13 protein-coding genes are annotated in these 15,515 nt (G+C 46.8%); 1 reads left to right on the top strand and 12 read right to left on the bottom strand.

Annotated features, from left to right (window positions below; all coding sequences use genetic code 11):
* Window positions 1-2: 2 nt before the first annotated feature.
* The 5 genes from Q7S83_03560 to Q7S83_03540 are packed head-to-tail and all read right to left on the bottom strand — an operon-like array spanning window position 3 to window position 6,068.
* Window positions 3-1,403, bottom strand: a complete 1,401-nt coding sequence (locus tag Q7S83_03560; GenBank protein MDO8467186.1) for a CDP-glycerol glycerophosphotransferase family protein — start codon at window positions 1,401-1,403, stop codon at window positions 3-5.
* Window positions 1,363-2,457: a hypothetical protein gene (locus tag Q7S83_03555; protein MDO8467185.1), complete on the bottom strand. Its 1,095-nt coding sequence runs from the start codon at window positions 2,455-2,457 to the stop codon at window positions 1,363-1,365. Before Q7S83_03555 ends, Q7S83_03560 begins: the two co-directional genes overlap by 41 nt.
* Window positions 2,438-3,757 (bottom strand): CDP-glycerol glycerophosphotransferase family protein, encoded by a 1,320-nt coding sequence (locus Q7S83_03550; GenBank protein MDO8467184.1) that lies wholly within the window; start codon window positions 3,755-3,757, stop codon window positions 2,438-2,440. The genes Q7S83_03555 and Q7S83_03550 overlap by 20 nt, the downstream gene beginning before the upstream one ends.
* A 45-nt stretch (window positions 3,758-3,802) precedes the next feature.
* A complete protein-coding gene (locus Q7S83_03545; protein ID MDO8467183.1) occupies window positions 3,803-4,768 on the bottom strand; it encodes a Gfo/Idh/MocA family oxidoreductase in 966 nt (321 codons plus the stop codon).
* Window positions 4,769-4,778: 10 nt separating this feature from the next.
* The gene (locus Q7S83_03540; GenBank protein ID MDO8467182.1) at window positions 4,779-6,068 is read right to left on the bottom strand and encodes a radical SAM protein; all 1,290 of its coding nucleotides are present in this window, start codon (window positions 6,066-6,068) and stop codon (window positions 4,779-4,781) included.
* 113 nt (window positions 6,069-6,181) lie between these two features.
* Here Q7S83_03540 and Q7S83_03535 point away from each other — a divergent pair, with 113 nt between their 5' ends.
* Window positions 6,182-7,168 carry an NAD-dependent epimerase/dehydratase family protein gene (locus Q7S83_03535; GenBank protein ID MDO8467181.1) on the top strand — a complete coding sequence of 329 codons (987 nt, stop codon included), beginning with the start codon at window positions 6,182-6,184 and terminating at the stop codon, window positions 7,166-7,168.
* Here Q7S83_03535 and Q7S83_03530 read toward each other — a convergent pair.
* The 7 genes from Q7S83_03530 to Q7S83_03500 form a co-directional block, all read right to left on the bottom strand.
* A complete protein-coding gene (locus Q7S83_03530; protein MDO8467180.1) occupies window positions 7,128-8,156 on the bottom strand; it encodes a glycosyltransferase family 4 protein in 1,029 nt (342 codons plus the stop codon). The genes Q7S83_03535 and Q7S83_03530 overlap by 41 nt on opposite strands.
* The gene (locus Q7S83_03525) at window positions 8,156-8,935 is read right to left on the bottom strand and encodes a bifunctional 5,10-methylenetetrahydrofolate dehydrogenase/5,10-methenyltetrahydrofolate cyclohydrolase (protein MDO8467179.1); all 780 of its coding nucleotides are present in this window, start codon (window positions 8,933-8,935) and stop codon (window positions 8,156-8,158) included. Before Q7S83_03525 ends, Q7S83_03530 begins: the two co-directional genes overlap by 1 nt.
* A 1-nt stretch (window position 8,936) precedes the next feature.
* Complete coding sequence (gene glyA / locus Q7S83_03520; GenBank protein MDO8467178.1) at window positions 8,937-10,175, bottom strand: serine hydroxymethyltransferase; 1,239 nt, start codon at window positions 10,173-10,175, stop codon at window positions 8,937-8,939.
* The gene (locus tag Q7S83_03515; GenBank protein ID MDO8467177.1) at window positions 10,168-11,130 is read right to left on the bottom strand and encodes an NAD(P)-dependent oxidoreductase; all 963 of its coding nucleotides are present in this window, start codon (window positions 11,128-11,130) and stop codon (window positions 10,168-10,170) included. The genes glyA and Q7S83_03515 overlap by 8 nt, the downstream gene beginning before the upstream one ends.
* A 95-nt stretch (window positions 11,131-11,225) precedes the next feature.
* Window positions 11,226-12,380 (bottom strand): NAD-dependent epimerase/dehydratase family protein, encoded by a 1,155-nt coding sequence (locus tag Q7S83_03510; protein ID MDO8467176.1) that lies wholly within the window; start codon window positions 12,378-12,380, stop codon window positions 11,226-11,228.
* A gap of 78 nt (window positions 12,381-12,458) precedes the next feature.
* Window positions 12,459-14,570, bottom strand: coding sequence for a radical SAM protein (locus Q7S83_03505; protein MDO8467175.1), 2,112 nt, complete (start codon window positions 14,568-14,570; stop codon window positions 12,459-12,461).
* Between the two features lie 40 nt (window positions 14,571-14,610).
* A complete protein-coding gene (locus Q7S83_03500; GenBank protein ID MDO8467174.1) occupies window positions 14,611-15,507 on the bottom strand; it encodes a polysaccharide deacetylase family protein in 897 nt (298 codons plus the stop codon).
* Window positions 15,508-15,515: the final 8 nt, after the last annotated feature.

Here is a 15,515-nt window from a genome sequence, read left to right as displayed (position 1 = left end):
ATCTATCCTCCGAAACGCTGAAGGTCAATTCTGGCTAAAATAAATTCGGCAATCCGATGGCCCGATCTTCCGTCCAACTTCCAGCACTGCTTTTCGGCTAGAGCCCTCCTCTTCTCTTGATCCTTGGCCGGATTCCTCAAAAAAGACCCGACGAATTCCAGTAATTCCTTTTTACTCATCGCCGACACTGATCCGCCGAGATCCCGAAGCTTTCTCGCATGGTCAAAATCTAGCCATCGGCGAGCACTCTTCATGTACGGCAAATCTTCTTCTAAGCCATCAAAATAAATGAATACGGACGGCTTGTTGAATAGCGCGGCATCAATAGCGATACTTGCCCCGCAGGCGACCAGCACATCGGTATGATACAAGGAATCTCCGAGCCAACGCATATCCTGCTGGTTTAATTCCACATCACGCAAAGTATCTTTTTGGAATTTGTGACCAGACTGATCAATATAAAAAAGTTTTGTTGGCTGGAAGCCTATCAATTCAGTCTTGTCGTTTGGGGGCATGCGCACCAGAACTTGCTCACCTAACTCCTTTAAAATTTCTAATATTTCTCCGTCATATTTATAAAAACGACCTCCAAACGGAGAATACATAATAAGTTTCTTCGCTGGATCCAGCCCGAGCTTGGCGAAAAATTCCGCTCGCTCCATCCTCTGCCCTTTAACGAAGTCATCATATTGAGGGATGCCGGAAACAAAAATTTTCTCAGAATTGAAATCATTGAATTGGACCGCCTCATCCCGAATGGTTTCATTGTGCACAATCAACTGATCGGGCTTGGCCCGGAAAATTCCCTTGTTAGTAATATTATCCCAAGAACGGATCATTCCGATCGTAGAGACACAGCGCCGCTGGGCCTCCAATAGAAAATGGACATCGTCATTGTGATAAACATCAGTCGCAAACAAAAGATCTGGCTTATAACTATCAAAATATTTTTTCAACTCCAATCTGAAAGAAAATTTACTATCCAGCAATCGAACTAACCAGCGAAAGGTTTTTGCGCGGCCAATGATTTTCCTGAGCGCCCAAGAGGCTGCGAATTTAAAATAATTATGATCCTTCGCCAATTCTTCTCTCTTATGAATGGCCAAGGTCTTACTGTCTAAAAGAGAGCTGGCAAGGTAGGTAAAAATAACATCGGTGCGGGAAATCTTTTGCGACATAATGCCTTCAAAAACCACATTCAGTCCGGAAAAATTCTTCTTAAACCAATCAATTTTATAATCTGGCACAAAAACTACGATCTTCAAATCGCTGCATTCCTTCAAAATCCGCAAAACATCCGTAGCCAGAATGTTGCGCGCGATAAACGGATTAAAACTAGTTAGAAAAATCGTTTTCATCTTTTTAATATGGCCGATCCTGGTCGCCACAACCTTTAACTGCATACCAATTACCCAAATCTTGCGCCTTGGAATCTAATCTTTCAGGATTAGAAATCTTAAAGGCAAAATTATGTCGCGTCCTTTTAACTCGGTCGATCGGGTTCAGGAGGGTTGGCATCAAAGAATAAGGCTCTTCCCTATCATTCACGAAACCCAACTTCTTCAGACTTTCGGCGTGAAAATTCTCAGTAGTGAAATAATCAATAAAATCCACTTTTTGATCCCGGCACCACTCGATTGCCTGCAACAAAATAAATTCTTCTGCGCTCGAGTCAGCCACCCAATCAATTATCCTGCCGATCTTAACTCCCGACGGCTTTCGTTCCGGTCCTTCGGTGATCTCATCTATGCGCAACACAATAAATCCTTTCATTTCGTTTCCAGCGTTGGCCGAAAAAATGTGATATTTCGTCATCGGATGCTCGGCATATCTCCAATTGAGATATTTACTACTTCGCTCTATAGAAATTGGATAACGCTGCGAGACGCTTTCCCACAAAGCATCCACTTCCGAATCAAATTTGGAAACTGACTCAAAATTCAAACCGGAATCATTAGTCGGCAGAGAACTCAAGACCTTCAACCCTAAATTACTCTGACCAATCACTCTCTCGGCCCCTTCCGGATTAATAATTCCCAAATACCGCTCAATATCTCCGCCTTGCCAGCCAGATTTAATAAAAAGAGGCCACGCCGCAGCATTTATATTGTGGTCTACCGCCATATCCGCCATCGATACACTTTTCTCCATCAGAAGATAGCCATATCCCAAACTACGTAGATCTTCACGAACGATCAAATTGGCGAACCAAATACACGGGAGACTTTTGCTTAAAAAAGTGATTGGGGCAGGGAATAATCCATTAGTGCCGACCAACTCTCCCGCATCATTAAAAAGGCCGAGGGAGGTATAACTGTCCGATTCCGGATTGAAAACATTATCAAACTGCCAATTGTAGTAAGTTTCGTTCTGCAAAATATGGCCAGCCGGATATTCCTTCCGGTTGAATTCCATAACTTTGCCAAGCTCTGATTTTTTAATCTTTCTTATTTCCATAATTTGCAATTTCCTCTAGGAAATCTACATTCCTCTTATAACACAGGCCGTCCCGGAACGGGAAATAGATATTCAAAACCTTATTGCGGGCTTCCCGATCAATACTCGGATCTTCTAAATAATCGCGGATGGCTTTGGCCAGCTCATTTTTGGTGTCATAAACCAACTTTAACGCTTTCATATCCAACAAGGGCTTATAATGATTCAACTCAAAACTTTTCAGGCTGGGCTCGAAATAATTTATCACCGGCTTATCAAAAGCCATCGCCTCCAAAGAAATGGTGGAGGAATAGTTAATATTCAGGTCGGCATACATAAGCGAGTATTTTAAATGACGTAGATCGGCAGACGACATAACTTCTGTCGGCCTATCAACAAAAATATCTTTCAACTTTTCAAATTCCTGAAAACGGCCCGGCTTTGCCAGTGGGTGCACTCTGATAAAGATGCTGGCATATGGGATCTGCTGCTCATTACGCATCTGGATAAGATTCCTTAAAAAATCATCCTCAAAAAGATGGGATTTTTGCGTGGTATATAAAATGGCCGGCAGCTTCGGATCCAGCCCGCACGATTGCAAAAACTCTTCCTTGGTTGGCTGCTGAGGCTCCTTGGTGAAGTAATAATCAAAACGCAAAGGTCCGGTAACCTGCACTCGTTCCGGAGAAAGGCCGTGTATCCTTATCGCCTCCTGACGCATCGGCTCATGCCAGGCAAAAAAATAGTCAGTGGGACGAACGCGGGTAACACGGGTAGTGAGGTTGTCCCAAGCGCAATCGACCGCTACCGTAGGCAGGCCGGCTTTTTTAGCGAGCCAAACCGCTTCCGCCTCAAAATTATTCAAACCGGGGGTGGCGGTGATGACCAGTGATGGCTGATAAGTCCGGCAATATTCGGAAAACTTGGCCGAACGCCTCATCAGCAAACGCTCAATGAAATTAAAAAACTTTGAGGTGAACAACCAGGCTAAGGGCCAAGAGGCAATTCTTAATAGAGAACTATTTCCATCTTCACCGCGGCGATTGCGTATATATTTTGTGGTAATCAGATAATCGAATTCCCGTATGCAGGAAAATCGGAAAAACTTCATCGCTCCCAGCAGACGATTGTTCTCGATCTGCCATTTCATATAAGTAATATTTGGCGACTGGTGGTAACCGCGCGCCGCCGCCTCCCGCTGGTCTACTTTGCGAGTAAAAACTATCACCTTATATTTGGAGGCTAGGTAAGGCAGATAAGAGGTGTCCAACAGGTCCCCTATGAAAGTCGGCTTATCCACGAATAAAAAGATGGTTCGCATTCCCTAATTATTAAGTTAAAAAAGAGCCCCTTACAAGGGGCTCATCTAAGAAAAGTAGCCGGGCGATTCATCAGCCACAGAAAGCAGTGGGCGATGTCTATCGCTATGAAAACAACTATCTATCACGGCCATCACGTTGAAGGCTTCGGAAAAACCAGTCTCCACGGTGGCCCTGCCTTCAATCGCCGCAAAGAACTCTTCCAGCTCTTCTTCAATCGTATCCACGTGAGCGACCGGGATCTCTTCATACTCGGAAGGTTTCCGATCAACGTCCCGGCCGATCCGCAGGTGAATCTTGTCGCGGTTAATCCCGATTACTCCTTCCGTCCCGTGGATCAAGCAGATCTTCTCGCTGGGGATATTGTAATCCGCCTGCAAAAAAACAGTTGCTCCGTTTTCCATCAACATCGTCACCGCATTCGCATCCGGTGCCTCGATCTTGCCGGTCAAATTCTGAATGAACGCCGTGACCAATTTCACCGGGCCCAGAAGATAATGCAGGGTATCAATGCTATGACTACCAAGAGTGATCAACGGGCCTTCACGATGCCGCTTGATCTGCGCTCGCCAATTATCCGGCGAGATATTGAACGCCGCGCCGTGAGAGTAGTTGAAGTACGCACTGACAACCTTGCCGATCCTTCCGGAATCCAAAATTTCTTTTGCTTTCCGGAAAACTGCTTCACGCCGCTGGTTGTGACCAACCATCAAAATGTTCCTGTTTGCTTTCGCTAGATCGCGAAGCTGCAAAGCATCCCCCCAAGAAGACGTGATCGGCTTTTCCACAAAAATGTGGTGCCGCCCTCCCTTCAAGGCTTTATCCAGCAATTCATAATGCCGATCGTTGGGAGTGACTACAAACAGGGCTTCCACTTCGGGATCTTTGAGGGCCTCGGTCTGCGCCGCCAAGTCTTTCGGCAGAACGCAAACGTTCTTGCCCATCTTTTCGAGATACTCCCCGATCTTCTTCCCGAAGTTTCCCAGACCAGCTAGGTAAACTTTGTTTTTCATGTTTTCTCCTTTAGTATCCGTTGCAGCCGTTGCACGGGCTGATCTTGTTCTTACAGCCGGTCATATGCCGGATCCGCATCGTGTTCATCTCCTTGGAACCCCAAAGAGACTTCAGTGTGTGCGTGTAGGCATTGCCGAGTTGAAGCGTGCTCAAGTAATCATCCTCGCAAGGATTCACCTTGCCATCACACCAGATATACAGGCGGTCGAAGAGTACTCGACACTTCTTACCGGGATTCAGATTCTTGGGCTGGCCGCCAATGCCGGTCTGATAAATACTGCCGGACTGCTCGCCACGAGCGTTCTTGGCGGTAAACTCATCAACCAGACTACCCCACAAATTTCTCGCCGCTTCCGGATCCTGACTATCCTGAAAAAGAGTCATCGAGATGCGGGTGCGGACCGGAGAGTCCGGAAATTCTTCCGAGCGGATCCGGTCAAACATCTTGATGTTGGCAATCACCTCGTCGAAGTTAGCGCCAAGGCGGATTGCCTCGAAGCCTTCTTTGTCGGCGGCGTCTACCGAGAAAACCACAGTCAGAGGAGCGCCGATGGAAAGCCAATCGCGAACCATCTGCTCCGTGAGTCTAGTGGCGTTGGTATTGATCTTGATGTCCAGGACTCCCTTATCGTCGGCGTACCGGAGCATCTGGGTGAAGTTTTTATTCAGCGTAGGCTCGCCCCTGCCGGCAAATACAACCGCGCAAAGGCCGTTTTCCGCGCCCTCATCGATCACTTTCTGATAAAGATCCCAATCCATTACCTTCTTTTCTGTAGATCTTATCACTTCGACAAGTTTCTTATCCGACTGATAGCACATCGTGCACATCAGATTGCAGGCCAACGCCGATTCAACATAAAGAATAGTCGGGAAATCCACGACTCGGCTCTCATCCGGATACATTTTGGATTTGTAGCGATATGCCAGGTAACGGAGCGCTTTCTCTTGGCTGTCATCGAGATGCGTCAATGCGACGTCAATCTCGCTTAGAGCAAGGGAGAAACCACCGGTGTCCCGCCCCGCTTCATCAGTATTGGTAGGATCATACTTCTGAAGGTAGGCCATCACCGAAATCAGAATAGAAGCATCCGGTCGGACGCTGGCCTCCAGCGCGCCGGAGATCAAATCGATCAGTTTCTGCACGTTTTCCGGAGTTGCCCTGGTCTTATAGCGACTTACCCGGTGGTGCACGCCCCCATGCTCCTTGGCCCAATTGAAGATCTTTTCAGAGCGTTCATCGTGGGTGGCCACCGCTTCCTTGCGGAGTTCGCCAACCGTTTTCTTGACTCCGTCAGACATCTTTGAGTCTCCTTTTTGTGTAAATGAAATGTGAAAGTTCCAAGCACACTATACCCAAAATAGTTAGTTTTAGCAATTGATTAAAACCGACGCCGCTTATAGAATGACCATATATGGAAGATGTGAAAGAAGGGCCGAAAGCTATATTGGTAACGGGTTGCGCCGGATTTATCGGGAGTAATTTTGTGAACCAGTTCCGAGAAAGATTCCCGGGAACAGCGGTGGTTGGCGTAGATAACTTTGCCACCGGGCGTCGCTCGGCCATTGATCCGAACGTCACTTTCTATGAAGGATCGGTGCTAGACAAAAACCTACTGGAGCAGATCTTCCGGAAACACAAGCCGGAATATGTTTTCCATTTCGCCGCCATCCCTCGCGTAGCTTATTCGGTGGAGCACCCCCGGGAGACGACCGAAAATAACGTGGTAGGCACGGTTGCCCTCCTTGAAGCGGCAAAAGATCACAAAGCAAAACGCTTCATCTATTCCTCCTCATCCTCCGTATATGGCGGAGCGGCCAAGCTCCCGACAAAAGAATCGGAAAATGCCCCGAATCCAAAATCACCGTATGCTTTTCAGAAATACGCAGGCGAACCGCTTTGCAGAATATTCAGCGAGCTTTATGGCCTGGATACCGTAGTTTTGAGATACTTCAATGTTTTCGGCCCAGGCCAATACGGCGACTCGCCTTACGCCAGTGTCATTTCCGGATGGCTGGAGGCAATTTACCAACCGGACAGCAAAAAACATTTATTCATAGAAGGGGACGGCGAACAGTCGCGGGATTTCTGCTATATCGACAATGTTGTTGAAGCGAATATTTTGGCAATGCAATATCCGAAACCGCTCGGCGGAGAAGTTTTCAATATCGCCTGTGGCGACAAAACCAGCGTGAACCAGGTCCGCGAATTGATAGAAAAATATTCCGGAAAAAAACTGGAACTGGAGAACCGCCCATCTCGCGCCGGAGATATCAAACATTCCTACGCAGATATTTCCAAAGCTCAAGAATGGCTTGGCTATGACCCGAAAGTAAAATTCGAAAAGGGATTAAAGAGGACTATTGAGTGGCAGAAGAGTAGAGTCGCGAATAAGAGCTAGCCGCTTTTTCCCAAGTCATTAGTTGAGCAAATTTCTTGGACTCTTCAGACATCTTTGAGCGCAAGGCAGGATCGTTGAGGATTTCTAGCATCTTATAAGAGGCCTCTCCCGCGTCTTTCCCGTCAACCAAAAATCCGCTCTTGCCGTCCAACATCGCGTCTTCGGCACTGGTATCTCTAGCGCCAATCACCGGCAAGCCGGCGGCGGCGGCCTCTAAATAAGCCAATCCGAAACCTTCAATATCTTTTTTATCGTCTTGGGGAAGTAAAATAAATAATTCCGCATTCTGATATAAAGCAATTAATTGCTTCTCGGAGAGTCCACTTAAAAAATTCACCTGATTATATTTCTTTTTAACTTCCTCCGGCGGATTACTCAAAATTAAGTAGTTGAGCTTGGGGAAATTTTTCCGTAATTCATTGAATGCCTGAATTGATGTCTCCAGCCCCTTGCGCGGCTTCCAGGCTCCAACGCTCAAAATATACGGCTGGAACTCTTTAAAACTCTCCGAAGAGGATTGATAGCGTCCCGGAGAAACTCCGTGATTAATCACCTCAATCTCCAATCCGGGAACTACTTTAAGAATTTCTTTTTTTGTCTGATTGCTGACAGATACTAACTGATCGGCGAATCGGTAGGCCCAGCGCAATAATGGGCGCTGCCAAAAATTATATAGCGGCTTCACTCCTCCAGTGCCAACCGCAGTAATCACTAATTTTTTATTCAACAATTTGGCGCAGACCGCGGCAACAAAGCCGTAGGGCCAGCCATCAAGGGCATGGAGTATATCGCTCTGCCTAGCCATTTTCAAAATTTTCGGGAAATTCCACAATAACTTAAATTTACTCCGAGAAATTAAATCTTCGGAGGTAGCCACCTTTATAGATAGGTCGGGAATTATGTGCTTCAGGGCGGAGGTTAAATAAATATAAAATCGCCCTACTCCGGAATAAGGACTGATACTGTGGTTAAAAAATAATATACGCATTACTTATTCAGATCGTAAAAGTTCCGAAACAATTCTGCAACTAAGATTGGGCCCGTGCCTCCGGGAGTCGGGGTATAAAAAGACAAGTTTAAAGTTAAAAGTTCAAAGTTAAAAGTGTCGAGGTCGCCACGAATCTTCCCGTCCACCATTCCAAAACCAAAATCAATTACTCCCGCGCCAACTTTTAACATTTCCGGCTTGATCAAGCCGGCCCTTCCGGTGCCAGTTATCACTAAGTCGGCCTTTTTTAGTCCGGATAAATCACTTTTGCTATCGAAAACTATCACCTCCCCGCATTTTCCGGCCAGCCACTTCGCAATCGGTGCACCGACTAAAAATCCTTTGCCGACTACTCCGACTGTCTTTCCCTCCAAATCAAAACTCAAATTATTCAAAATTTCTTTAACGGTTAAAGCCGCAGGCGGCAAGGCGGCGCCGACTAAGCCATCAACGTCTTTTTCCGGCGCAATCGCCGACAAAACCTCGCTGCGATTAAATTTTTCCGGCAACGGCAATTGCACAATCACTCCACCCACCCCCTTGTCGGAGCAAATCTCTTCAATCCTTTCTTTTAAATCTTCTTCGTTGGTCTCTTCAGCAATTCTCTCCAACGTAAATGGCACCTCTAACTCCTTCGCAATCTTTTCTTTCTGTTTTAAAAAACTCAAAGAAGCGGCATCATCTCCAACCAAAACAGCCACTAAGCTTTTCAAGGGCCGTGGTCGAGATTTCAACTCCGCCAAAACTTTAGCGGCTATTTCTTTGCCGTTAATAATCATTTTAATAAGGGAGCGGGAACTTTTTGCAAAGCTTCTTGGCCTCTGCGCCCACGTCTTCCTTTTTAACTAATACCCGATAAATAAAATCAGCGATTAATTCCATTTCTCGCTCCTTCATTCCACGAGTCGTAACCGCTGGAGTGCCTATACGAATACCGCTCGGCTTCAGAGGCGAAAGATCTCCGGGAATAGAATTGCGATTAGCATTAATATTATTAGCTTCCAACATCTGCTCGGCTATCTTTCCATCCAAATTAAAATTCTTCAAATCTACTACCATCAAATGATTGTCGGTGCCATTGGTCAGCAATTTAAAACCCAATTTCATCAACGATTCCGCCAGTTTTTTAGAGTTCTTCAGAGTCTGCTCCTGATATTTTTTGAACGATGGCTGGCCAGCCTCCCAAAACATCAAAGCGCGGGCGGCCGTGGAGTTGTTGTGGGGCCCGCCCTGCATCCCCGGAAAAACCGCCTTATCGATTGCTTCAGAAATTAGTAATTGGGAATTAGTAATTGGGAATTTTCTCGAAAAGATTACTGCTCCTCTCGGCCCACGGAGGGCCTTATGAGTGGTGGTCATCACCACGTCGGCATAATCAAATGGGGATTGGTGCAAGCCGGCCAAAACTAATCCGGCAATATGAGAAATGTCCGCCAGGTGATAAGCGCCAACCGATTTGGCCACTGCGCCAATCCTTTTAAAATCAATCTCCCGAGGATATGCAGTTAAACCGGAAACGATTACCTTGGGCTTATTCTCCCGCGCCAACTTTTCCAATTGATCGTAGTCTATTAATCCCGTTTTTTCGGAAACTCCATAATGAACAACCTTGTAGGCCTTGCCGGAAAAATTAACCTTATGCCCATGAGTGAGATGACCACCCGCGTCTAACTTTAAACCAAGCAGGGTATCGCCGAACTCCATCAGGGCCGAATAGATCGCCAGATTGGCGGGGGATCCGGAATATGGCTGTACGTTCACCGCCCACTCATTCTGGTCCAGAGTAAAGACCTCCAACGCCCTCTTTTGAGCCAGCCGCTCTATCTCATCATAAAAAACATTGCCCGGATAATAGCGCTTGCCCGGATAACCCTCGGAATATTTATTAGTGAGGGGCGAACCCAGCAATTCTAGAATTTCCGGAGAGGCGTAATTTTCGGACGGGATAAGATCCAAGGTTTCCTCCTGTCTCTTGATCTCGGCTTTAACTAATTTTCCTAATTGATGATCTTTATTCATATTTAGCGCCTTTTAACTCCCGGGCTACAAGCTCGCTTATGTAGACCTGGGTTCTCTCGGTCGCCTCTTTAGTGGATCCCCCCAGGTGTGGAAGGATAATCAAATTATTATTCTTCCGCGCATAATCCACTAGCGGATTACCTATCAGATGTCTGCCGTCGGGCATTTCTCCGGCCAAAGTATCAATCCCTGATCCGGCGATCCAATTTTGCCTTAGGGCTTTCAGCAAAGCCTTTTCATCAGTTATCTCTCCTCTGGCAGTATTGATAAAAATCGCCGTCGGCCGCATGGATCGAAAATGTTCCTCCTTTAACATCCCGAAGGTAGCGTCATTATAAACAGAATGCAGAGAAATAATATCAGCTTTTTTAAGCAACTCTTTCATAGGAACCTTTCTTACTTTAGATTTTTGCATAGCCTTAGCGGTTATATTAGGGTCGCAAGCAATCACTATCGCGCCAAAAGCCTGGCAGAATTTTGCTACCATCTTTCCTAAGCGTCCAAAGCCGATTAGACCGACTGTTTTTTCATAAAGTTCGCGGCCTTCATATTTTTTCCGATCCCATTGGCCATTTTTAATTGAATCGAACGCCCAAGGAATATGACGGAGGACGGAAAAAATCAGAGCCATCGCCTCTTCGGCGGTGGACGGGGTAATCTGCAATACCGGTGAGTCGGCCTTGATATTTACTACTTCAATTCCTCGTTTTTTGCATTCGTCCAAATCAATATAGCGAAGCTGGGTGGTGCGGCTACCTATCAGCTTCAACCGGATCGCCTTTTGCAAGATATTCTTATCCAGCTTTATCTCTAAGGCATTCACTAAAACATCGGCCTTCGATAGATTTTTCATAAATTCCCGGCGAGAAACAAAATCCACAACCCTGCCTTTTTTGGCTAGGATCTTCTTGGCATCAGGGCTGAAAACTTTTTCTGCTAATAGAATATTCAACATATCTGATAGACGGAAGTTATAACCATAAATTAACAATTTAAAGCCGGTTTGGCAATTTAAGAAATAAAAAGCTCCGCATTAATGCGGAGCTGATTTTAACGTTTCCACTTCGTCTTAGGATGAATGACCTCGAGATCAATCAATTCCCGGGCGTCTTGGATCTTCCGGAGCATGGAGTCAACCAACTCTCCAGAAAGCATATTCGGCTGCAATCCGAGCTTCAGAAGCGAATCGTTTTTCGGATTATAGTGATGCGCCTCACTTTCGACGCGAGGGTTGGGCAGGTTGGCGATCTTCACCGACAAACCCAGCTCCTTTGCGCCACTCTGAACCAACTTAGCCAGCTCCGTCACAGAAAATACTTCCGTGAACTGATTGAATACCCGAAACTCTCCGGATTCGGCTGGATTCTCCGTAGCGATCTGGACGCACTGGAGCGTATCACGGATATTCAAAAATCCGCGCTTCTGGCCACCATTTCCGTAAACGGTCAAAGGAACTCCCGCCACTGCTTCAACGCAGAAGCGATTCAGGGCAGTCCCGAAATCGCTATCGTAATGAAAACTGGTGAGCAATTCCGGGTGGAGTTCCGTTTCGTCGGTTGCGATACCATAAACCACTCCCTGGTTAAGATCGGTCGCCCTCAAACCCCAGACCCGACAGCAAAATTCAATGTTGTGACTGTCGTGCACCTTACTCAGGTGATAGAAAGATCCCGGCCGCTTCGGAAACATCATCCGATCCTTACGACCGTTGTGCTCAATGTCCAGCCAGCCTTCTTCAATGTCGATGTTCGGAGTTCCATACTCACCCATCGTACCCAGCTTAACCAGGTGCGCTTTGGGGCAAAAACTCATCATTGCATGAATCACGTTCAGCGTACCTGAGACGTTGTTCTCCTGAGTGAAAACGGCATGCTGACGATTCTTCATGGAATACGGCGCCGAAGGCTGTTCGGCATAATGAATAACTACGTCCGGACGGAAATCTTCAAAAACTTTGTAGATGAAACGTCCGCCCGTGATATCCCCAACAAATACCCGAATCTTTTTGCCGGAAACTTTTTCCCAGACCCGGACTCGCTTTTGCAAGGTCGGCACCGGCCACAAGGGCTTGGCGCCGACTTCGTCCTCCCAGCCACGCTTCGCCATATTATCTACGCCGGCCACTTCATAACCCAACTGAGAAAAACGCATCGCAGTCGGCCAACCGAGATATCCGTCAATCCCCAACACCAAGATCTTCTTCATTTTTTCTCCTTTTGGAGGCTGTCAAAATTCTGCCTCCAGCATACTGTAAAAAAAGAGCCCAGTAAAGGGCTCTTTTAGTTAATCGACGATATCATTCTGAACCAACATACGGTAAATCTTGGTAACGTGGACCTTGCTCAGAACTCGGGCAATGCCGATGATATTCCGGCCATATAGGTCCAGACTGTCTTTGATGATCTTCCTCTGATCGTCCGTATGGACGAAGCTTGCCAGCACTCCGTTCGGCTTGCGGAAGTTGTCGGGCAGAACCCGGAATCCCTGATTTTCCAGACCCAAAAAATCAAAGAAGAGCAAGCGGCTGAATTCCGGACTATTTCCAGGCCCGGACAGGAGCTTGTCGTCAAAGAGACTTCTCTTCTTCAGCTCACTGTAAACCTGCAAGTTAGAAAGGTAATCGGAATATTCGCCTAGAGTTTCCGGTCGCGTGCCACCCAAAATGGAGCGGGCGCTGATGAAAGCAACGGCCAACACCTCCTCCAGGGCTTCGGTCATCGCCATCGCTTTGTGGGTAAAGATTAGGTTGCTGCCGTATTCTCCGGTTAGGTATTTCTGAATTACCTGCTCGTCTTTGGTGAATTTCAAAAGCTGTTCTTTGGAATCCCAAAGCTCTTCATGGCTCAACCTCGAGAAATTCTGGTAGATCTTCTTCAGCGGTTCGGGGAAACTATCACGTTGATCATGGATGTGCTTCAGCCAGTCGAAAACCGAGATACCGAACAGGTTCAGGAATTCCACCAGCTCGGAAGAGACGCTGTCGTTGTAGAAAATCTCCACCGTCAGATGGAATAGGCGGCAATCAAGATAATCTTCAAACGACATATCTTTGGTCGCCACACAAACCTCTTCCACCTCGGCGCTCAATAGTAATTCGTTGCCGAACTTGTATGATCCGAAGCAGCGAGGCAATACCCGATAGCGGGTCTGCATCTCATACTTCTTGCGAGTTTCATTATTGGACATCTCCACGCCCGACAACATCATCAGGGTATAGATCCTAACCCAATTGAATTTGGCGTTGACGATTGTACCGATCGTTTCGAAGTGTGATTCCTTGGTCTCACCGGGCAGAGCCACGATGATCTCGGAATAGGTATTGCTACCAAGCTCTTTTGCCTTGTGAGCGAGATCCATCAGCTGATCAGCGGAGATATTCCCCCGCTTGATATTCTCGAGAACTTTTTCCGATAGCGACTGGACCGAACCGGCCAGCCGCAAAGCGCCGTTGATGGTCTTCGCAACCCTCAAAACGCGCTCCTTTTGGTTTTTCCCGGTAGCCACATGGATATATTGCGGCCAGCCGTGACTTTCCTGTACTCCCGCGATAGCATCGGCGATCGCCTCGTCTTCCTTATACATTCCGAAATTGGAATCGACGATATGCAGATCGTGGATGTTGGGGTGCTTGTGACCGGCGATGTACTCCAACTCTTTGCGCACCGTATCCACCGAACGCTTATTAACCTTATTGTAGTAGCCCAAGCCCTCAACGCAAAAAGTGCAGGTGAACGGGCAGCCACGATTAGTCTGAATCATCGGGATTAGCGTTGCGTCGAAAAACTCATCCAGCTCGCCAGTCAGGTATGGCGAAGGAATGTCCTCCAAATCTTTGATGCGGTCGGCCAAGAAGCCGACTTCCAAAGCTCCGGCGAGTAGGTAATGAAAACTGCGCGGCTTCAGAGCCTTAACCATAGCAACATCAAAATTCTTAGTGGCTAGGCTTTCCAGCAGTTCCGTAAAACCGATCTCACCTTCTTTGTAGGCATAAAAATCGATCGCCGGATGGTCCGCAAGAAATTTCTCCTGTTCGCTGAAATCGGTGGGATAGTTCGGGCCACCGAAGATCACGATGACCTCCGGATGGTCCTTCTTGACCTGCTCGGCAATGCTATATCCCAGGTCCAGGTTCCAGACGTAATTGCTGAAACACAAGATATCAGGCGGGGCTTCCAGCAGAGCAGTGATCAATTTTTCCGGATACTTAAAAATGCGGAACCGAAAACCTTGCGAATCTTTGAGTTTAGCCTTTGCGTAAGACACCAATCCGGCAACAGAAAAGGGAACCGTATTCAGAGCGACTGTCTGGTAGGTATGCGTAAGATCGCTAAGATAAACAAGCTTTGGTTTAACAACCTCATCGCTCGCCATATCTACTCCTCTCTTGTTAAACAACTAGGGGTAGTATGCAATAAAATACGTGGGATAGTCAAAACTAAGCGCGTAGATCATTAGCGTCGTAACGAGGAAGTAAAAATGAATCGTCGTTCTTAGAAACCGCGCGGCGCTCGATGACTACCGCATAAGAAAAACCGGCTTGTTGCAGAATCACGGGCGTCACCTTGGAATGGCGTCCGTGCGGGTAGCAAAATACATCAGGCGTCCGCCCCAATAATTTCGTTAAGCTCTCATTAGATCTAAACACATCATCTTCCGCCTCTGGTGCCTTTAAGGACTCAAAAGAATGATGGCTATGAGAATGACTGCCAATGATCATACCGCGTCGCTTCATATCTACTACCTGCTCTCGAGTCATAAACAACTGCTTATTAAGGAGAGGCTCATTGATACGGAACTTTTGAAAACAAAAATCTAAAAAATTCTTACGGGTATCCTCATCCAACATCACCATCGTTTCCTTAAAATTATTGGTCAGGATATCACCGTGCACGCGGCGCTGATCCAATCGTTTGTCTTTTGGAATCGAATAGCGACCAGCTGCCCACTGATTAAAAATATCGATCAACTCGCCGGCAGAAGCCTGAGAGAAAAGAGCATGCAGTTTGTGAGTAAGAGGCACTCCACCGTCAAAAACCGAGGTGATTATAAAAAAGGTGGCCTTCGCTCCATATTTTTCCAATACAGGCAGAGCATTCTGATAATTATCCAAAAGTCCATCGTCAAAAGTTATTGCGCAAAACTTCCCAGCCCGTGCCTGTCGGGCCGCTTCGGCCACTTCGGAAACGGAAACAATCTTGAATTGCTCCGACAGAAGCTTGATCTGCCGATCAAATTCGCGAATTGAGCAAGAATGAATACCGGTCCATTTGGGATCCGGATCCCTTACATAGTGATAGGCAACAATTATATACTGCTCTTTTGTGGGTTCCATAAATATGG

Source organism: bacterium (assembly GCA_030646995.1).
Lineage (GTDB): Bacteria > Patescibacteriota > Minisyncoccia > UBA6257 > WO2-44-18 > JAUSKF01.
This window is presented reverse-complemented; position numbering and strand designations above follow the sequence as displayed.